Genomic DNA, 19,716 nt, shown 5'->3' with positions numbered 1-19,716 from the left:
ACGCCAGGGCGCCCCGCGCGGTCGGTTAGACCAGCGCTCGAGTAGAAATCTCTTCCGCTCGAACGCTCCCGGGTTGCCACGCTAAGTCGTGCGAACGTAGCACCGGCGGGGCAGGGGCCTTCCATCCCATCGATTTTGAGCAAATCTCGTTCTGAACGCGTGTTCACAGTTGATCCAAAGTCGCACTCTTTTTGTCACCGGTCAGTTACTCCGGGCGCCGCCATCGTCGATCTGAAAACATCGCGTGAACTGCAACTTGCTCGAGGCAACCAGCGGGTCAGCCGCATGCCACACCGGCCACCGCGGGCGCAACGCCGCTAGCGACAGCCGTGGCGCCGGACCAGATGCCTACCGCACGGACTCTCTTGTCAGTGGGCAATCGCTGCTCGTGCACCGAAAGGCCGTCAGGCAGGATCAAGCCTTCGCCCAAACCTTGCAGTGACCGGCCGACGATGAGCCGGCGCGGAGCCAACCACGGTGGCGCCGAGGCGTGGAGATCGGCCCCGCGAGGACGGTCCGCGCAGTTCGGCGTTCATCAGCCAGTGCACTTGGAACGGCGACAGGGCCATGTCCGCCAATCGCCGCGAGGGGACCATGATGACGGCGCTCCTGACGAACATAAGGCAGTTGCCCACGCTGCATGCGGAGAGCACGTTTGTGCTGTGCCCGACGGCCTAGGCTTTTAAGAGCGGCAGGCGGTGGTCGGCCGGCATCAGGGACGCGCTGCTCACGACGTAATCCTTCAGGTTTAAGTCGAGCGCTTCGCGGGCGCGAATTCATTGGCCAACAGCTTGAAGCCGGGCCGCCGCATCCCTTGACAAATCACTCTCTCGGCATCAATGCAACCTCAAGCAGACTCTTCCTAAACCGCTATCGCTTCCGGCCCGCGCTGCAATCCCAACGCTGGACGAACATTGCCAATTGCACATGCGTATAGCATGGAAACTGGGAATGGCACGGTGCCGTTCCTCAATCCATTCTAGGTCGAGGCGAGTTGCGCAGTCCGTTGCTGCAGCACGCTGCCCGCAGAACCGCAATAACCATGGTCTATCAACTCTATGCCGCGAGATGATTTCCCTCACCGCTGGGCGACCGCCATCGTGTGAGACCGCATTTGCGGCAAAGGCAGTGGAGGATCGTCCGGCGCTTTGATCGCCAGATACCGGAATGAGGAGTGCGATACTGAGGCTGCAGACTAGCGACGTCTCTCTTGCTTTTGCATGCGCTGTGGCGGCTAAATCCATTTGCTTAGCGATCAGGCGAGCGGGTCGGCGCCATCCTGTGTAACCGCCTGCAGTTTTTTGCGACGGTGGACAATGCGGCCGGGGCAAATCGAAGCAGTATCGTTGGACGGTCGGGAAAACACGGAGGCGCTTGTTGAAAAGCTCAGCTTCATGATCGCCTACGGCTCCGATGCGCCGGTGGTCTCCGTAGTCACCGGAGCATCGCCAATGACGATCCCTCTATCTCCAGGCAACCAGCTTTGTTCTCAATCCCCAGAGCCGGATCGTGACTCCGTCTATTCGGCCGTCTGGGTCTGGCCCGCGACCTCAAGCCTTCGGCAAAACTAGTGAGGAGCAGCGGCAAACTATGGCGAAGGTGAATGAATGGCGCAAAAACATGTAGAGTGCCGCAGCTGCGGCGTTATCGATCCAGACCCCTGCCCTCGAGAGTTCGGGCGGAAAGCGCCGGCTCCATGCCGACGCATGGTGCTCACGGCCTGTGTGCTCGCGTCGTCGATGGCGTTCATCGATGGGACAGCGCTGCCCGTCGTGCTGCCGATATTGCGCGCCGATTTCGGTGCTGACCTCGTCTCCGTCCAATGGGTTCTCAACGGGTATATGCTGGCGCTCGCCTCCCTGACATTGATCGGCGGGGCGCTCGCGGATGTTTATGGCAAGGCGCGCATGCTCACCCTCGGTTGCGTCCTGTTCGCTCTGGCGTCCGCGGCTTGCGCGTTGGCGCCTTCGCCCGCATGGCTGATCACTGCCCGGGTGGCGCAGGGAGCGGCCGCAGCGATCGTCACACCTGCAAGTCTCGCCCTGATCGGAGCAACCTATCCGCGCGCAGAGCGGAACCGGGCGATCGGCGCATGGGCAGCGGCATCCGCTCTCACCACCGCCGGAGGTCCTGTCCTGGGCGGCTGGCTGACCGAGACCTTTGGCTGGCCATCCGTGTTCTGGATCAACCCGCCGCTCGCGTTCGTAGCAGTGGGAGTTCTGCTAGTCTTCGCGGGCAGAGATGACCTTATCCAGCGCCGGTTCGACGGGATTGGCGCAGCGATCCTTGCTTTAGCGCTCGGGACACTCACCTGGGCGCTGAGCCAGATCGGACCAAGTCAAGCTCGGGCCGCTGCAAACGCACCAGCCCAATCCGTGACGGTGCTCACGATAGTCGCCGGGTTCGGCGTTCTCGGGTTCGCCGTCTACGCGTTGTGGGAGCGCAGAAGCGAGCATCCGATGACGCCACCCCGCCTGGTGGAGAACCGCACCTTTCTCGGGCTGAACGTTGCGACGCTGATGATCTATATGGGGATTTCGATCGTGTTCTTCCTTCTACCTTTTGACCTCGTCGACCGCCGCGCCCTGTCGTCGACCGATGCCGGGCTGGCGTTCCTGCCTTTCACGCTCGGCGTGGGGCTGTTGTCGAATGTCTTCGGCGGGTTGGCCGACAAGATTGGCACGCGGACCATGCTTATCGCGGGACCGGCAGGTGCCGCGCTCGCCTATGTCTGGTTGGCGCTCGGTCAGAAAGAATCTTTGATGCTCGGCGTGATCGTACCCATGACGCTGCTTGGCCTGTCCTTCGCGGTGCTCGTGGCACCGCTCACCGCGTCCGTCATGTCGAGCGTTGACCAGACGGATGAAGGGCTCGCCTCCGGCATCAACAATGCAGCGAGCCGGGTTGCGCAGCTTGCCGGTGCGGCATTAGCCGCCGGTGCCGCGTCTTTCGACTCCGGCTACGAGATCGGTCTCGCCGTAGCCGCTGGGACCTCAATCTGCGGAGCTTTTACAGCCGCAATAATCGCCATGCCGGCCGACACGAAAGCGGCCGGCTCGGGAGGCGTCTAGACCCATGGAATTCAACTAGATTCGATATTGGCTTGCCAGATGCCCTCAAGTTCGCCGAGCCATTCGGAGCGGAGTGTCTCGATCCAGGCTCAGACGCACCAGGCGCTGGAACACGAGTTGCCCGGAAGCCGGACTATCGCGATGTTCGCGACGCCGCGAGCCTTTGACGCTGGCGCCGTGAACGCCATCCTCGGACTTGATTACCGGATTCGTTAGCCGCAGGCCTCGGCCGGAAGGTCTGCTGGATTTCAAGAAGATCGGTGCGTTGACGGGCAGATGCACTCACGCCATCGCATCCTCAGGGGGAATGCTGAACGATCATAGAGGGGTGGCAGTTGCCTTCCTAGTTAGTCATCTGGATGACCGAGGGACGCTAAACTCTTTCAAATACATGTTGGCCAGCGGCGGCGTGAGGAGCCGCACGCCGCCAAGCTTTGGGGTCACGACGAGCGTGGCCAGCCGGACCCTAAGAGAAGCTCGGACAGTAATGGTAGGATAGCTCCAATATCATCGCCAATCCTTGGGGTGTCATCGACGGCGGTGATCTGATCGTGGATCGTCCGGAGGTCGGCGCCGACTTCCTTACATGCAGGCGCAAACCCTCGGGAGCGCAGAGGACTTTGTCAATACGGCGGACAAGTCGGCAAGTCGGCCCAGGGGGCTGTCGCAAAGGCGCCGACGCGCGGTCCGGGCGCACAACCTGACCTGTAATATCCGTAGCCGTAGGCTCGATAATATGAATTATAGATTGGATCGCCCCAATACGAACTATAGGCGGGATAACCCCAGTTCGCATCATCGGTCGGATAGCCCGAGTACGAAGGATCAGGATGACCCCGCCGCGCCTGATAGCGCACGTCCATCGTCAGGGCCGGTCCCGCCGCTCTAATCGACGTACCATTAATCGGCGCAGCAGACGACTGGGCGGTGGCGGTCACTGCAAGAGGTACAGCAATCGCGAGGGCAATCGCGAGGCTGCGGACTTGAATCTTCATGAGTAGCTCCTGTTCGTTCTACCCCCCGGCAAGAATGACGTTGCAAGGCCGGCGAGGGAAATCACCTCTGGCCATAGAGTCGATAGACGATCATTATTGCCGCCGCGCCGCATGATGCCCGAACGAGGACTCTCAACGACTGCGTCTGCAAATACTTCCATTGCCGCGATCGAGTCCCATTTTTAACTCTGCATATTGCGGTGACGCGGTTAACAATGAAGCTGTTCTTTCATACCCAGGTCTAGCGGTAGCACGGAGCTAGGTCCCCGACCCACCACTCGATCCGAGCAGACCCGGACGTTACGTCGCACTCGGCCCTTCGGCCACCTCCCGCGTTTTCCGCTTTTGTGCCGCTGTTGAGGGTTACGCCCATCTTGCTCGGCCTAAGATATTGCCTATTGAGGGAGGCGGACGAGACGTACTGTTTCACATCAACGGTCTTCTCCGATTCTGCTATCGTTCCTTCGCTTCATGTCGCGAGTGCCAGTTTGCCGTTTCGCTAAGGCTTCGAGCTGATAACAATTCCGATCCTATGAGCGAGCCCGGCCTCTTCTCGGTATCGCGCCGATCCTGTGTTCCTTCGCACTTGCCAAGCTGTCCCTCATAGTGACAATCGCCGTTCTGGCTTTTCGTAAACTCCTCGTCGGCACGTACCAAAACGCCCGGAGGCGCTCCCACCATTTTTCCTGGGCGCATCCGGGCAGTGGTGTTGCGTTCGCATCACATGAACGCTCCGAGCACTCTCGGAGGTGTTCGATACGACCGGATGGAGTTTAGACCGAGCCAGCCGGCGCAACGGCGGGAAAGTCCTTCTCGGGATCGAACACATTGTTGAAAAAGTTCGTCAGGGAGTACATGGCCACGAGCGCGACGATCTCAATGACATTCGCATCCGTGTAGCCGGCATTGCGGACGGTCTTCAGATCGGCGTCGCTGATCTTGCCGCGGGTCTCGGCGACTTTGCGCGCGAACTGGATCCCGGCGTCCCGCTTCGGGTCGCTGGCGTGACCCATCCGAGCGAGAATTATTTCATTGGCCGGCAGCTTGGCCATATGATCGGCCGTAAAACTATGAACCGTCAGGCAATAGTCGCAGCCATTCACTTCGGACACAGCGAGACCGATGCTGTCACGCGTCTTCACGTCGAGCGACTTGCTCAAGGAGCCGAGCAGGGCGGCCCATGCGTTGAACGCGATCGGGCTTGCCGCGAAAGTCGCCATCATGTTCGGCGTGAACCCGATGTTCTTGGTGAACATGTCGAGGGTCGGTTTCGATTCGGGTGGCACTTGTTCCGGCTTTAGAGCTGCAATCCTGGGCATCATGTTCTCTGTATTTCGGTGGCTTCACTAATAATCAGACCAGATTCAACACTTCAGCCAAAGGCCGCCGCGGCTTCTGTGGCCAGTTTCCCGGACGCTCGGCCCCTACGGACAACAGCATGACCGGTACTTCATCCTTCGTAAGCGCGAACTCGCGGTGCACTGCTTCCGCATCGAAACCGATCATCGGGGTCGAACCCAGGCCTAGCGAGCGGGCCGCATAAATCATCGCCGCCGCGCCGAAGGTGCCGGTGCGTACGGCCTCGTCGCGCTGGCGCTGCGGGTATTCCATGTACAGGTCCCGTGCGGGGATCTCCCATTCCGGCACCATCTTTGCCGGCATGATGCCCTCTTTTACCAGCGGTGCCAGACGGTCGGGTACTACGCTAGAGTCGGCCAACTGGCCGCAGATGATGAAAGTAACAGCCGCCTCGGTGATCGCGGGCTGGCTCCAAGCGATCGGACTGAGGCGAGCCTTGGCTTCCGGCGTGCGCACCGCGATGAAGCGCCAGTTCTGCAAGTGGAAGGATGTCGGCGCGGTGGTCCCGATTCGAACCAACTCGCGGATTTGGTCGTCGCTCAACGTGGCGGCAGGGTCGTAGTACTTCGTGGCCCGGCGGCTCAGGATGCATTCGATGACCTCATTGGTCATAGTTCTTCTGCTGGTCATAGTGATTCCGTTGGTCAAGTTGTTGTTCTGCGTGCGGGAATAGGCTGAGATAATGAGGGCTTTTGCTCCTTTTACTGGAAATGCTACGGAGCCCGCTCGGTAGTTTCCCACGTTGCTCCGGCTCTTCCGATAGGACGCGCCCGGCCACGTGCATCGAAGGCGCACGTCGTTCAGGGGCGAGTGCGGATGATCGTCTTCCCGTCGATGCGCTCGGTCGGATTGAAAGCGGCGACGGCGTCATCGAGGATCGAGACGGTGCCGATGTTCGTCCGCAGTCGCCCGTCCCGCACCCGCTGGACGATTTCAGTCAGTTGGGCACGATCGGATTCGACGACGAAGTCGACCGCCAAGGCGTCGGCAGCGCGCGACGCCTCGCTCGGCCCGACGATGGACACCAGCGTTCCTCCGGCTCGGATCAGGCGGGCGGAACGCTTCCCGATGTCGCCACCGATTACGTCGAACACCAGATCGACTCCGCCGACGTCTTCCAGGACGTCGTTGTCGAGGCTAACGAACTCATTCGCGCCGAAGTCGAGCGCCTTCTGACGATGAGCGCCACGCCCGGTGCCGATGACGTAAGCGCCGACCTCTCGTGCGAGCTGTGTCACGATTGATCCGACTGCGCCGGCCGCGCCGTGCACGAGAACGCTCAGCCCTGCCTGAAGGCGGCCGTGCACAAAGAGCCCCTGCCACGCCGTGAGGCCCGAGATTGGCAGACTCGCGCCTACTATGAAGTCGACGTCACCCGGGAGCGGGGCGAGGTTGCGCGCCTCCATTGCTACATACTCCGCCAGGGTGCCATCGCGATACCAGTCGGCGAGGCCGAACACCCGCTGTCCAACCGACAACCCCGTTGTGCCATAGCCGAGGGCGGCGACCACTCCGGCCAGCTCGTGTCCGGGAATCGACGGTGTTCGGTCACGATCGAGGCGGTCGGTCCATGTAGAGGGCCACTCCAGCTCAGTCGGGACGAATCCCGACGCATGAACTTGAACGATGACGTCGTTGATCGCCGCTCGCGGCTGGGGCCGATCCACGAGCCTCATACCCGCAGTTCCCGCCGCCTGGTCCGTTACGACAATTGCCTTCATCATCGGCCTCCCTGTGTGTGGTGTGTCGTCATTTTCAAGTTCTCTTGCTGACGAGCAAAAGTACGGTCGTGAAAAATCGATGGTCTAATGACGGGTGGCTATGCAATCGATGCCATGGACGCGAAAGCCCAGAGCGCGTCGGCGGAGCGAATGCCCCGCGGGGCATCGCGCGCCGCGAATTGAAGACCCTGCGGGTATGACAGACTGCGATGCCCCGGTGCTGTGATCGACGGCACGAGAGACGGTCAATCCGGAGTAATATTCGGAATCGGGAGCAGAGCCACGTCATCCTCGTAGCTGGCCTGAGGGCTTTCTAGGTGGCCGGAGGTTGTAACGTCCAGACGTGTGGTAATATCCGCACCAGAACCGAGAATTTGGCCTACGGGACAGAGGTTTGCGGCTTCCAGCAAGAATGTGCGCTGCTGCGCGTCGAGGTCTCCTTCAAGCACCACGGTGCGCTCGAACGAATCCTTTTTGCCTCGGGAGCCGTGATGGAAGCTGACACCCACCTTCACGCGCTCCAGCGGTAGTTTCTGGCGCTGAGCCTGGAAACGAACGCTCATAGCACTGCATGCGGCAAGAGACGCGCTGAGAAGGTCGTAAGGATTGGGTCCACAAGAATTGTGGCCGATGCCATCTGGGCCGCCGACAGCAAACCGAGATTCGCCGACATGGCAAATCAGCGCGCTATGATTGGTGGGGTCGGTTGCGACAACAACTTCGCGAATCTTGGTCACGATTAGGTCCCGATCCTTCGAATGATTGATCCATCGACTTCGACGAGCTTGTCCGCCAGTGACCGCAGGAATAGATGTTAGCTGTGGTGGGAGATCCCAGCCTTGCGTCCACGCAAGCGAGCGCGTTCAGCAGGTAAGTCCGAAGGTCCTTCAGGTAAAGTTATCATTTCCATAATCGCCAGGAATGCTCCGTCGAGCGTATCGACGTCCGGGTGAACAACTGCATCAATGCGCGTGGCGGGCCTAGGGTCCGTCCGGTCACGAAGAATGCATTAAGTTCCAGTCAGCCGAAGTCCCAGAACGTGGACGAGCACACCGCTTTCCACACTCGGTCCTCAAACGATGCGTGACCTTCTTCAGTGATGGTTGCGCCAGTTAAGTCTCAGGAGGACGCAACGAAGCCCGTCGTACGAGCTTTGCTCGGAGCCCTTGACGCGACTTCGCGGCGGCATCGATACCCGATGACTGCACGCGGCCTGGAAGCAGAGTAACGCGGCGCCCTCGAGTGCGGTGCGGCTTCTGAGGTCCCTCGCTAGGCGTCGTGCTCGCGGGTCGAGCGGCAATAACGGCCGTTTATCAACTCCATAGCAAGAGGTGATTTCAGTCGCCGACGTTGCAAGGTCACTCTCCAAAGTATCGTCGAGGGATATTTACGGTTTCGAGGTTCGGCACCCGGACCAACATGGGAATCTTTGAGAGTGGGTCGACATGCTAAGCAACGATGTATTCGAAATCCTCGCTCCATGGGCACGCTGACACTGCGACCTCCGTCCTTAGCGGCGGCGGAACCTCCCGTGTGTAGTTCGTTTCGTCGCCTTCGGTGCAGCGGCGCGCCGATCGTTCTGCTGCTTGCGTTGGCGCTCGTTGGCTGCCAAGACAAGGCGCAATCGCAGGCGGCCGCGCCTCCGCCACCGTCGGTGACAGTCGCGCAACCGGTGAAACGAACAGTCACCGACTGGGATGAGTTCACCGGCCGGTTCGAGGCGATCGAGGAGGTTCAGGTCCGCGCTCGCGTCGGCGGCTTCATTGACAGGGTCGCGTTCACGGATGGTGCGATCGTTCATGCAGGCGATCTTCTTTACATCATCGATCCACGCCCGTTTGAGGCGGTCGCGTTGCAAGCCCAGGGTCAACTCGACGACGCGCGGGCCAAGGAAGAGCTTGCGAAGCGTGAACTCGACCGTGGCCTGACCCTGGTTCAAACTAGCGCGGTCTCGCAGCAGGTCGTCGACCAGCGCCGTCAGGCGTTGCAGGCGGCTCATGCGGCTGAGACGCAGGCCGAGGGTACATTGAAGGCCGCCCAGCTCAACGTCGAATTCACCCATGTGCTGGCGCCGATCACCGGCCGCGTCAGCCGTCATCTAGTGACCCCGGGCAATCTGGTGCAGGGGAGCGAAAGCGGCGCGACCCTGCTGACCTCGATCGTGTCGCTCGATCCGATCTACATTTATTTCGATGTCGACGAGCCGACCTATCAACGCAACAGCAAACTGTGGTTTCAAGGCAGGCGGCCGAGTTCGCGCGACACCGCGAACCCGGTGCAGGTGTCGTTGACCGGCGAAACGAAACCCTCACATGAGGGCAAGATGGACTTCCTGGACAACCGGCTCGACGTCTCCACCGCGACGCTGCGCAGCCGCGCCATCATCCCCAACAAAGATCTCTCGATCCTACCCGGCCAGTTCGGCCGCGTTCGCCTGATCGGCAGCGCGCCCTATGAGGCGCTGCTGATTCCGGACGTCGCGGTCGCAACCGACCAGTCGCGAAAGATCGTGTTCGTGGTCAAGGACGACAATAGGGTGGAGGCAAGGCCGGTGGTGCTCGGGCCTCTAGATGACGGCCTGCGGGTGATTCGCGAGGGCCTGAACCCGGAGGACCACGTCATCATCAACGGCATTCAGCGCGCCCGCGTCGGCGCCAAGGTGACGCCAATCATGTCGCAAACGCTGGGGGGCGACAAGACTCCGCCAGGTGCCACGCCATGAATCTCGGAAGACTTTCCATCAACCAGCCTATCCTCGCGATGGTGCTGTCGATCGTGCTTCTGATCGTCGGCACGATCGCCTATCAGACGCTGCCGGTGTCGGAATATCCGCAAGCAGTGCCACCGACCGTCACTGTGACCACGCAATATCCTGGCGCCTCGGCGCAGACCGTTTCCGACACCGTTGCTGCTCCAATCGAGCAGGAGATCAACGGGGTCGAGGACATGCTCTATCTCTACAGCCAGGCGACCTCTAATGGTCAGCTCACGATTACCGTCACCTTCAAGCTCGGCACCGATCTCGACAAGGCCCAGGTGCTGGTGCAGAACCGGGTCGCAATCGCGCAGCCCCGTTTGCCGGAGGAAGTCCAGCGCAACGGCGTCGTCACCCGCAAGAACTCGCCCGACATCCTGATGGTCGTGTTCATGCTGTCCCCCGACGAGAGTTTCGACCAGCTCTACATCTCAAATTACACGCTGCTGCAGGTCCGCGACCAGCTGTTGCGGCTCGACGGCGTCGGTGACATTCAGATGTTCGGTGCGCGCGACTACTCGATGCGGCTGTGGCTCGACTCGGAGAGGATCGCCAATCTCGGCCTGACCTCGACCGAAGTAATGGCGGCGATTCGGGCGCAGAACCTGCAGATCGCTGGCGGCCAGATCGCGGAGCCGCCGATCGCCGATCGCGCGTTCCAGCCAAATCTCGTCTTCACCGGCCGCCTCAAGGACATCAGGCAGTTCGAGGACATCGTGGTGAAGGCCGGCTCGGACGGCCGCACGGTGCGGCTGCGCGACATTGCCCGCGTCGAACTCGGTGCGCTCTCCTATGCCACCAGCAGCCGCATCCTGCGCAAGCCGGCGGTTGCAATGGTAGTGACCCAACGGCCCGGATCGAACGCGCTTGCCACGGCGAAGGCAATCTCTACGACTATGGTAAAGCTGAAGGAGAGGTTCCCGAAGGGGCTCGACTACAATATTGGCTACAACCCCACCGAATTCATCGCCCAGTCGGTACACGAGCTGATCAAGACGGTCTACGAGGCGATGGCGCTCGTCGTCATCGTGGTGCTGGTATTCCTGCAGGGCTGGCGACCTGCGATCATCCCGATTATCGCGATCCCGGTGTCTCTGGTAGGTACCTTCGCGGTAATGGCCGCGCTCGGATTCTCAATCAACAATCTGACGCTGTTCGGGCTTGTACTCGCCGTTGGCATCGTGGTCGATGACGCGATCGTGGTGGTCGAGAATGTCGAGCGACATCTCCGGAATCGTATGAGCCGGCGCGAGGCGGCGCTTAAGACCATGGGGGAGGTCGGCGGCGCACTGGTTTCGATCGCACTGGTGCTCTGCGCGGTGTTCGTGCCGACAGCTTTCCTCGGTGGCATCTCCGGGCAGTTCTTCCAGCAGTTCGCTGTCACCATCGCGGTCGCAACCGCGATCTCCTGCTTCTGCTCCCTGACGCTCTCACCCGCGCTAGCCTCGCAGATCCTGGTCCCGCATGAGGAGAAGCGGTCGGCTGCGCGTTGGAACCTAATCGCGCGCGGCTGGTCGGCCTTCACTGGTGTCTTCAACCGTGTGTTCGATTGGCTGTCGAATGGCTATGCGGCTGTGGCATTCCTGGGGATCCGGCATTCCGCGCCGATGCTGTTGCTCTATGTCGCGTTGATCGGCAGCGCCGGCTGGCTGCTCGCGACCACCTCGCAGGGCTTTATCCCTGCGCAGGATCGCGGTTACCTCATCATCTCGGTGCAGTTGCCGGGCGCCGCGTCGCTTGCGCGAACCGCTGCGATCGTGCGCGAGATCGAGCGGATTGCACTGGATACGCCGGGTGTCGTCCGGGTCGCGGCGTTCAGCGGCTTTTCCGGCGCAACTCGCACGCAGGCCGGCAACGCCGCGGCGTTGTTCCCGGTGTTCGACGAGCCGGAGGCACGGCAGAAGAAGGGGTTGACGGCGATTGCAATCACGGCCGATCTGCGCAAGCGGCTGTCGACGCTCCAGGGCGCTTTCATCATCGTCATTCCACCGCCCGCGGTGCCGGGCATTGGCACCGGCGGCGGCTTCGCTATCCGCATCCAGGATCGACAAGGGCGCGGTCCCGAACTGCTCGCGGCTGCGACCAACGAACTCGTCAGAGCCGCGCAGAAGTCGCCAAAGCTGACCTCCGTGTTCTCGCCTTATTCGGCGAACACACCGCAGCTGTTCGTCGATGTCGATCGCGTAAAGGCGCAGAAGCTCGGCGTGCCCATCGCCAGCATCACCGACACGATTGAAACGTACTTTGGCTCGACCTATGTCAACGACTTTAACCTGTTCGGGCGGACCTACCACGTCACGGCGCAGGCCGACCTGCCGTTCCGGAAGGAGACCAGCGATCTTGCGCGGCTGCGCACCCGCAACGCTGTCGGCGACATGGTGATGCTCGGTAGCATCGTGGACTTCAAGGACATTTCCGGGCCCGACCGTGTCGCGCGGTACAATCTATACTCAGCGTCCGAGGTACAAGGTGAGCCCGCGCCAGGTGTGAGCTCGACGACCGCGCTCGACACCATCCAGAAGGTCGCCGACGAAACGTTGCCGAGCGGTTTTTCCCTCGAATGGACCGATCTATCCTATCAACAAGTGACGGGCGGCAATGCCGGTCTCTATGTGTTCCCGATCTGCGTGCTGTTCGTCTATCTCGTGCTCGCCGCGCAATATGGCAGCTGGACGTTGCCGTTTGCGGTGATCCTGATCGTGCCGATGTGCCTGTTTGCCGCGACGATCGGTGTGCGTATCCTGGGCCAGGACGTCAACATCCTGACACAGATCGGCTTTGTGGTGCTGGTGGGCCTGGCCGCCAAGAACGCGATCCTGATCGTCGAGTTCGCGCGTGATATCGAGCTCGAGGGCAAGCCGCGGCTGGAGGCGGTGATCGAGGCCTGCCGGCTCCGCCTGCGGCCGATCCTGATGACCTCGTTCGCCTTCATCCTAGGCGTGCTGCCGCTCGTGGTGTCAACCGGTTCCGGCTCGGAGATGCGCCAGGCGGTCGGGGTTGCGGTCTTTTTCGGCATGCTAGGTGTTACGCTGTTCGGCCTGATCTTCACACCCATCTTCTATGTGGTGGTCCGCAACCTCGCGGAAGGAAAGAACGAAGGCAAGCCGACTCAGATAACCGCGGCTGGGGCAGGGTGACAGGCAGTGGCGCCAATCCGCGACGAAGCTGCAACTTTTCAGCGCATGCGAGGAGCGGATGCGTTCACTTCTGCCGACTAACCCGCTTCTATTGCACCAGGCGAGTGGAATGGAAACGATAACGACCCGGCATTCCTAATGGTTGGCGTGCTGGCTTACCGTTCCTCAGCTGAGCTGTCCCGTGACTGTTTTAGCGAGCGCTCGCCAGCAGAGGACCGCCGAGTCGTCCGCTTGGGTCGATGCACTCTCCGCGTCGCAAGGACCCACTGTAGCAACGAAACACGTAGGAGACACCGATGTCATTCCGCTTCATCACCAAGTCTATCCACGCCTACCTCATCGATTATCCCGTCGCGATCGTGTTAATTGCAATGCCGTTCGTGCTGAACCTCGGCCAGAGCGGACCGCTCGCAATGTGGCTTTCGGCTGTCGTCGGTGTGGCCGCGCTGCTCTTGGCCGGCCTGACCGACCATCCCACCGGGTTCGTCCGCATCATTCCCTACTGGCTGCACCTTTGGGTGGATCGCGCAGTCGGGGTGGTGTTTGTCATCGCACCCTTTGCCTGCAAATTCGATGGGATCGACGCCTGGTATTATTGGATCCTCGCTGCCGCTGTCCTGTTCACGACGTCGGTCTTGAACGCACCTGAGGATCCGGTCACGGTCCGTTCGAGATTGGGCAGGCGCACAGCGGCGTGAAGGCGGCGGCTCCGTGGTTGAGAGTCGAAATGTTGCCGGTGTTGGTCTGCGGCAGTCCGTCACGAACCCGCGCGGAGCGTGGTATTCACAGCCGCCCTAGCGATTCTCCCGAGAGCGATACGCTTGGAACCTGGGCTGGGGTCATTCTTCATAACGCCGATGGTGGGGGCTTGCACTTTGCAAGCCTTCGGGCGGTTCGGCCGCATCGCGCGCTTGATATTCAGGAGACTCAAGATGGCGTTTGCTCAGCCGCCGGACCGAAGCGCCGCGTTCGGGCCACGCCTTGACCATTTGGCGCTGACTCCCGCAGCGGCGGCCGTTTGCTACCCTTTTCTACTCCGGGCCTTTCATGCCGTCGTCGTCACGCAGGCCGCAACGTCCTCGCCATTCGCAATTGCCGGCGCGACCTTGATTCTGGCCATGGCGTTCGGCGTGCCGTTCCTCGCGTTCGCGCTCGCTTGCCGGCCTGACGCCGATCCCGTGACGCGGCGGCTCGCCTATGCCGGCGTGGCGACCCCAACGCTCTTCGTCTTTCTTGGCGTCGTTCAGGTCCTGATTCATAGCCCATTCCCTGACGAACTCGTGTGGTGCGCGCTTTGGCTTACGATCGCCATTTGGCCACAGACCGCCGGCAATCGCGCCGCGGCAACGGGGCCAACCGTGGGGCGCTGGCGCATTGTCCACGGAATAACGGCGGGGGTCTTGTGCCTATACGTGGCTTTCCATCTAGCCAATCATCTGTTTGGCTTGATCGGCCCCGACGCACATGCGGCCGTCATGAAGATCGGCCGCCTTGTCTACCGCTCTGGCGTGGGTGAACCGCTGTTGGTCGTGGCGATGCTTTTCCAGATTGGCACCGGGCTGTTTCTGGCATGGCATTGGAGTGCCGCCCCGCAGGGCTTCCATCGGACATTTCAGGTCGCCTCGGGGGCCTACCTCTCGGTGTATATCCTTGGGCACATGAACTCGGTATTCATCTACGCAAGAGGGTTTCTCGGCATACCCACAGATTGGAATTTCGCGATCGGCGCCCCGAGCGGGCTGATTCACGACGCATGGAACATCCGCCTTTTGCCTCACTACGCGCTGGGCGTGTTTTTTGTCCTAAGTCACCTTGCGTCGGGATTACGGATGGTACTGATCGCGCATGGCGTCGATCGGTTCGCTGCAAATCGTCTTTGGGGCGCGGGCATCGCAATAAGCGCCTTGATCTCGGCAGCGACCATCGCGGGTATGTGCGGCATTCGAATCAGCTAGGCAACAGCGGCAGGCTAAGGAGCCGAAATATTACCCTGAATGGACTGTCCTGTACTTCCGTTGCTGGCCTACTAGGAAGCCGACGCGACAGCTTGAATCGGATCGAATTTGCAGCCCGACGGGCTCCTTCTGAGAGGTGATTTTCTCCGAGCGGAGAAGGCGGCCACTCTCATGGTCGTTACGCGCAAGAGCGTTAGACCGCACCGTCACCCGTCCACGCTGCGACGCGCGCGGAATGATGGGGCAAGGACTAAGACGACGATTTCAGCGAATTTGTATCAACCGGCAGGCTGCGCAGACGCTTGCCGGTCGCGGCGAAGATCGCATTGGTCACCGCAGCACTGACAATGGCTGTCGCAGCTTCACCGACACCACCTGGAGCTTCCGCGTTTTTAACCAGGTGCGTGTCCACGACCGGCACCTCGTCGATACGCATCGGCAAATAACTGTCGAAGTTGCTCTGCTCGACCCGACCATCTTTGAACGTGATTGACCCATGGAGAGCGGCGGTCAGACCGAAAAGCGTTCCACCTTGAATCTGTGCTTCGATCGTGTCTGGATTGACGTACATGCCGCAGTCAATCGCGCAGACGATCCGCTTGACTTTGACAGAGCCATTCGCGGCCACTTCGACTTCGGCGACCTGCGATGTATAACTTCCGTATGCGAATTGCACCGAAATCCCGCGGCCATGCCGCGCGGGGAGGGGTGCTCCCCATTCCGCTTTTTCCGCGGCAAGCGACAGAACCGCAAGTGCTCGCGGATTGTGGCCAAGCAATCCCTTGCGATAAGCGACAGGATCCTGCTTCGCGGCATGCGCAAGTTCATCTATGAAGCTTTCGACCACAAAAACGTTGTGAGTTGGTCCGACTCCGCGCCACCAAGACGTCCGGACACCTGGTGGCTCGACCCGGACAAAGTCGACGTGGACATTTGGCAGCGCATAGGGCGGCTCGGCCGCCGCTTCTATGGCATCGGGATCCAGTCCGTCCTTGAAGTACGGAGGATAATAGCGAGCCATGACTGAGGATCCGGCAATTCGATGCATCCAGGCAACCGGCTTGCCGGCGGCATCAAGTCCAGCCGATAACCGATCGAGATAATACGGCCGATACATATCGTGCTGGATGTCTTCCTCGCGGCTCCAGATCACCTTAACCGGCCCGTCGACGTGCTTGGCGATCTTGACGGCGAGGATCGTCCCATCGGCCTCCAGCCTTCGGCCAAACCCACCCCCAATCAGATGATTGTGAATTTTGATCGCATCCATCGGCAGGCGGGTGAGCTCGGCCACCTGAGCCTGCGTGATCGTAGGCGCCTGTGTACCGACCCAAATATCGCAACGATCCTTCTGCAGATGAACGGTACAGTTCATCGGCTCCATCGCCGCATGCGCCAGGAAAGGCACCTGATAGATGGCGTCAACCCGTTGCGCTGCCTCCGCAATTGCCTTCCCTACATCACCCACCTTACGAGCAACCGCGCCCGGGTTTTTGGATTCCTCCTCCAATTGCTTCACGATATCGGCGCTGCTGACCTTGCCGTTCGGCCCGTCGTCCCAGGCGACGGCGGCGGCCTCAAGCCCCTTCTTCGCCGCACCCATGTGGTCCGCCAGCACGGCAACGGCTTCATCTATATTGACCACCTGCCGGACGCCCTTTACCGCCAGCGCGGCCTTCTCATCCAATGCTTTCGCCTTGCCGCCGAGCACGGGCGCAATAGCAACCGCCGCAACCCTCATACCCGGGAGTCGCGCATCGATGCCGTAGATCGCGCGCCCATCGACTTTTATTGCTGAATCCAGACGCTTGGCACGCGTGCCGATCAAGGTGAACTCATTCGGATCCTTCAATTTCACTTTTGCTGCAGGCGGCACAGTCAATTTCGCCGCGGCGGTCGCAAGTTCGCCGTAGCTCAGATCCTTCGAGCCTGATGCATCGAACACCACGCCGTCCCTAGCGCGGCAAGTTGCCGGATCGACATTCCAGCGCTTTGCCGCTGCCGCGATCAGCAGACTACGGCCCACTGCCCCTGCCTGACGAAGCGGTGTCCAGAAGGCACGGACAGACGCGGAACCACCGGTATTTTGAATGCCTATGATCGAGTTGACGTAAAGAGCATCATTCGGCGGCGCATGCTGAACCTGAATCTGGTCAAGCTTCACTTCCAGTTCCTCAGCGAGAAGCATCGAGAGCGACGTGTAAACCCCCTGTCCCATTTCGATCATCGGAATAATCAGGGTGACGACGCCGGTTGGATTAATCCGTATAAATCCGTTCGGCGCGAAAGTGCCCGTGACCTCGTTTTCCGTTACCTGCGAAGCACGCGCTGCGAACACGGGCTCTGCGCGTGCACCGGTCATAGCAAAACCGAGCAGCAAACCTGTTCCCTGAAAAAAGGCGCGCCGGGACATGGCGCTTTCACCCTCGGTGTGGTTATCCATGCTTCACACTCCCGCTGCTAGCTGTATCGCGGCCCGGATGCGCTGGTAGGTACCGCAACGGCAGACATTTCCCGACATCGCCGAGTCGATATCCGCATCGCTAGGTTTAGGAGTCTCTTTTAGCAATGCCGCCGCCGACATGATCTGCCCGGATTGGCAGTAGCCGCACTGCACTACTTCCAGATCCAGCCAGGCCTTCTGCAAGGCGGCGCCTTGCGGCGTGCGCCCAACCGCCTCGATGGTGGTAACCGCGCTGTCGCCGATACTATCGACCGACGTCTGACAGGAGCGGGCCGGTCGGCCGTCGATATGCACCGTGCAGGCGCCACACAATGCTCGGCCGCAACCAAACTTGGTCCCGGTCATGCCGAGCACATCGCGCAGCACCCATAGCAAGGGGATGTCGCCGTCGACATCGATCTCATGGGGTGAGCCGTTGATCTTTAATGTGAAAGCCATGAATGCCTCTTGATCCGCCTAGGGCGTCAGCCATGAGTCGATCAACAGCACTCATGAAATCCGCGAAAGCTCACACATTGATCGCAACAAGGGACGACGCTTTCCAATAACCGGCATGTATAGTTTTCATACCAGCGGGGAATGCCGCCAACCGGATAGCTAAGAAGACGATTAACGCAGCCAGTGTTCGCTTCGGTGTCGCCGCGCGCCTAGACCTGTTGCCGGATGACAGCCTGAGGGAGAACGAGCGCTTCTCGCGTTCGCTCGGCGTGACGTCGTTTGGAGTCAGCATCTACTTGGTCGATCAACCTACGGAAGACCTGATGCCAAAGGGCTGCGGATGTGATCGGGGAACAATGACTAGCCCCGCCGTCCGCGGCGCATGCGTCGCTCTGGTCGAGCAGAACCCACATCTTGTTCATAGAAACCGCGCGTTAGCGCTGACAGCACTGGTCATATAGGGCAGATCGTAACCACACTCCTGGCCGAGCATATTGACGGTAGTTGGTGTGCCCGAGCAACTCTTCACACGATAACGCATCTGCAACGAGACGTCGCGAGGTTCGTCGGCCGAATGGTCAATATCCGAAACTTGCTAGCCAGTTCCTTTACACCTATCCAGCGTCTTTCCTCGTTAGACTTAACACTTCCGCGACATTCAAGCGCGCGAGCGCGTGGAGGGCGCTTCATAGTCAAAAGCTCCGTCACATCATGCCGATCATCTGCGGATGAAATGGCAATTGTCAGGAATTTACCATCCGGGTATGTCTTGGCTTTATCGTAAAGCTTGATCAACTGCGAGCGCCAGGCATTACGGCGCTCCTCAAACCGATCTCGTTCTGCCCCCCAAGACCACCACGGCGGAAAACCGCCTGTATTCCGGCAGCAAGGTACAAAATGCCCTTGTTTTCTTGTAGCGTAGGGACCAGCCGCGCTTCTTGCCGCCATAGAGCCATTCCGGCGCGAAGACCCCGGGGTAAATTTTCTCAATCCAATTCTGCAGAGAGGCCCAATGCTTGAACGTGCCCGGTCCGATCCAGTCCCGAACGGTGCTATCATCGGGCGATGCTGATTTGTCAGTAATCCTGTCGCCGATTTGGGGGGACTTTTCCATGCCGGTGTCCTTCAATTTTTCACGAACCGATTCGAAGCTTGGCGGCCGACCTTGACCTTGTACGAAGGGATGTGTGGGCCTTCTTTCCAGATTTCGCAACTTCTGTCGCGGACCTCTCCACCATTGGGGCTAGGCGAGTTGCCTGTCAAAGCTGATATCGGGCGCGTGGACTTGCGGACACGGAAAACGGACGTCCGGTCCGTTATTCGGGGACAGGATTGTACTGACATTTGGGGCTAGTCCGTTGCAGTGACGATCTTTCGGGGCAGAACATGAATAAGTATGCGACCACGCTAACGATTCCGCGCGCTTCCGGGCCAGCACGGTCACCAGCCCGCACGATTAGTGTGTGCGCGCATCGCAGGCCGCAGCCTTTCGAGGGCGAGCGTGCGGTTCCGATATCGCGCGCCATCGCTGCGCAATGGGTTGCACACCGGTCTTTGGGTTGAAGTCGCAATCCTTAGCTAGCGCGCGCCTGCGTTCCTCGATGGCGCGCCCGGAGCACCTCGTAAGGCGATTCGTGGGACGGCTCGTCCTGCGCGTGTTCGTACCAGAGCAGCCGAGCTTGCAAGGACCTCGCGATGTAAGGCAGTTCATAGTTCGTGATCGCATGGGCTTGCTCGGGCCCACGCGCCAGCGGTCGCGGAACGATAGCCGCCAATTCGGCGCCGACCAGCAGCTGAGCGTCGAGGAGTGGCGCGGCTGCT

12 protein-coding genes and 1 pseudogene are annotated in these 19,716 nt (G+C 60.5%); 5 read left to right on the top strand and 8 right to left on the bottom strand.

Annotated features, from left to right (window positions below):
• Positions 1-1,706 precede the first annotated feature (1,706 nt).
• On the top strand, positions 1,707-3,071 hold the full coding sequence (locus BRA1253DRAFT_RS01350) for an MFS transporter (protein WP_157158508.1): 1,365 nt from the start codon (positions 1,707-1,709) through the stop codon (positions 3,069-3,071).
• 623 nt (positions 3,072-3,694) lie between these two features.
• Here the strand turns inward: BRA1253DRAFT_RS01350 and BRA1253DRAFT_RS43270 are convergent.
• From BRA1253DRAFT_RS43270 to BRA1253DRAFT_RS40950, 5 genes are all read right to left on the bottom strand, one after another.
• The gene (locus BRA1253DRAFT_RS43270) at positions 3,695-4,066 is read right to left on the bottom strand and encodes a hypothetical protein (protein WP_009859400.1); all 372 of its coding nucleotides are present in this window, start codon (positions 4,064-4,066) and stop codon (positions 3,695-3,697) included.
• Between the two features lie 773 nt (positions 4,067-4,839).
• Entirely contained in the window at positions 4,840-5,385 is a 546-nt protein-coding gene (locus BRA1253DRAFT_RS01345; protein WP_009859399.1) for a carboxymuconolactone decarboxylase family protein, read from the bottom strand.
• Between the two features lie 34 nt (positions 5,386-5,419).
• The gene (locus tag BRA1253DRAFT_RS01340; RefSeq protein ID WP_009859398.1) at positions 5,420-6,037 is read right to left on the bottom strand and encodes a nitroreductase family protein; all 618 of its coding nucleotides are present in this window, start codon (positions 6,035-6,037) and stop codon (positions 5,420-5,422) included.
• 188 nt (positions 6,038-6,225) lie between these two features.
• The gene (locus tag BRA1253DRAFT_RS01335) at positions 6,226-7,146 is read right to left on the bottom strand and encodes an NADP-dependent oxidoreductase (protein WP_009859397.1); all 921 of its coding nucleotides are present in this window, start codon (positions 7,144-7,146) and stop codon (positions 6,226-6,228) included.
• 245 nt (positions 7,147-7,391) lie between these two features.
• Entirely contained in the window at positions 7,392-7,883 is a 492-nt protein-coding gene (locus BRA1253DRAFT_RS40950; protein ID WP_157158507.1) for an OsmC family protein, read from the bottom strand.
• Between the two features lie 743 nt (positions 7,884-8,626).
• Here BRA1253DRAFT_RS40950 and BRA1253DRAFT_RS01325 point away from each other — a divergent pair.
• From BRA1253DRAFT_RS01325 to BRA1253DRAFT_RS01310, 4 genes are all read left to right on the top strand, one after another.
• Positions 8,627-9,868 carry an efflux RND transporter periplasmic adaptor subunit gene (locus BRA1253DRAFT_RS01325; protein WP_009859396.1) on the top strand — a complete coding sequence of 414 codons (1,242 nt, stop codon included), beginning with the start codon at positions 8,627-8,629 and terminating at the stop codon, positions 9,866-9,868.
• Entirely contained in the window at positions 9,865-13,038 is a 3,174-nt protein-coding gene (locus BRA1253DRAFT_RS01320) for an efflux RND transporter permease subunit (protein ID WP_009859395.1), read from the top strand. The genes BRA1253DRAFT_RS01325 and BRA1253DRAFT_RS01320 overlap by 4 nt, the downstream gene beginning before the upstream one ends.
• Before the next feature lie 296 nt (positions 13,039-13,334).
• Positions 13,335-13,736, top strand: coding sequence for a hypothetical protein (locus BRA1253DRAFT_RS01315; protein ID WP_009859394.1), 402 nt, complete (start codon positions 13,335-13,337; stop codon positions 13,734-13,736).
• A 234-nt stretch (positions 13,737-13,970) separates the two neighbouring features.
• Entirely contained in the window at positions 13,971-14,993 is a 1,023-nt protein-coding gene (locus tag BRA1253DRAFT_RS01310) for a hypothetical protein (protein WP_009859393.1), read from the top strand.
• Between the two features lie 250 nt (positions 14,994-15,243).
• On the opposite strand, the gene BRA1253DRAFT_RS01305 is transcribed toward BRA1253DRAFT_RS01310, so the two are convergent.
• The 3 genes and pseudogenes from BRA1253DRAFT_RS01305 to BRA1253DRAFT_RS01290 form a co-directional block, all read right to left on the bottom strand.
• Positions 15,244-17,436 carry a xanthine dehydrogenase family protein molybdopterin-binding subunit gene (locus BRA1253DRAFT_RS01305; protein WP_009859392.1) on the bottom strand — a complete coding sequence of 731 codons (2,193 nt, stop codon included), beginning with the start codon at positions 17,434-17,436 and terminating at the stop codon, positions 15,244-15,246.
• A gap of 3 nt (positions 17,437-17,439) precedes the next feature.
• A complete protein-coding gene (locus tag BRA1253DRAFT_RS01300) occupies positions 17,440-17,895 on the bottom strand; it encodes a (2Fe-2S)-binding protein (RefSeq protein ID WP_009859391.1) in 456 nt (151 codons plus the stop codon).
• Positions 17,896-18,561: 666 nt separating this feature from the next.
• Positions 18,562-19,009: pseudogene (locus BRA1253DRAFT_RS01290) on the bottom strand (DUF3788 domain-containing protein); the annotation flags it as partial.
• Between the last annotated feature and the right edge of the window lie 707 nt (positions 19,010-19,716).

The sequence above is a fragment of the Bradyrhizobium sp. WSM1253 genome, assembly GCF_000244935.1.
Lineage (GTDB): Bacteria > Pseudomonadota > Alphaproteobacteria > Rhizobiales > Xanthobacteraceae > Bradyrhizobium > Bradyrhizobium canariense.
The sequence above is the reverse complement of the archived record's forward strand: the minus strand, read 5'-3'. Positions and strand labels throughout refer to the sequence as shown.

Coding starts and splice junctions, on each gene's coding strand:
- BRA1253DRAFT_RS01350 (WP_157158508.1), top strand. CDS start 1,707: ATGGTGCTCACGGCCTGTGTGCTCGCGTCGTCGATGGCGTTCATCGAT.
- BRA1253DRAFT_RS43270 (WP_009859400.1), bottom strand. CDS start 4,066: ATGAAGATTCAAGTCCGCAGCCTCGCGATTGCCCTCGCGATTGCTGTA.
- BRA1253DRAFT_RS01345 (WP_009859399.1), bottom strand. CDS start 5,385: ATGCCCAGGATTGCAGCTCTAAAGCCGGAACAAGTGCCACCCGAATCG.
- BRA1253DRAFT_RS01340 (WP_009859398.1), bottom strand. CDS start 6,037: ATGACCAATGAGGTCATCGAATGCATCCTGAGCCGCCGGGCCACGAAG.
- BRA1253DRAFT_RS01335 (WP_009859397.1), bottom strand. CDS start 7,146: ATGAAGGCAATTGTCGTAACGGACCAGGCGGCGGGAACTGCGGGTATG.
- BRA1253DRAFT_RS01325 (WP_009859396.1), top strand. CDS start 8,627: ATGGGCACGCTGACACTGCGACCTCCGTCCTTAGCGGCGGCGGAACCT.
- BRA1253DRAFT_RS01320 (WP_009859395.1), top strand. CDS start 9,865: ATGAATCTCGGAAGACTTTCCATCAACCAGCCTATCCTCGCGATGGTG.
- BRA1253DRAFT_RS01315 (WP_009859394.1), top strand. CDS start 13,335: ATGTCATTCCGCTTCATCACCAAGTCTATCCACGCCTACCTCATCGAT.
- BRA1253DRAFT_RS01310 (WP_009859393.1), top strand. CDS start 13,971: ATGGCGTTTGCTCAGCCGCCGGACCGAAGCGCCGCGTTCGGGCCACGC.
- BRA1253DRAFT_RS01305 (WP_009859392.1), bottom strand. CDS start 17,436: ATGGATAACCACACCGAGGGTGAAAGCGCCATGTCCCGGCGCGCCTTT.
- BRA1253DRAFT_RS01300 (WP_009859391.1), bottom strand. CDS start 17,895: ATGGCTTTCACATTAAAGATCAACGGCTCACCCCATGAGATCGATGTC.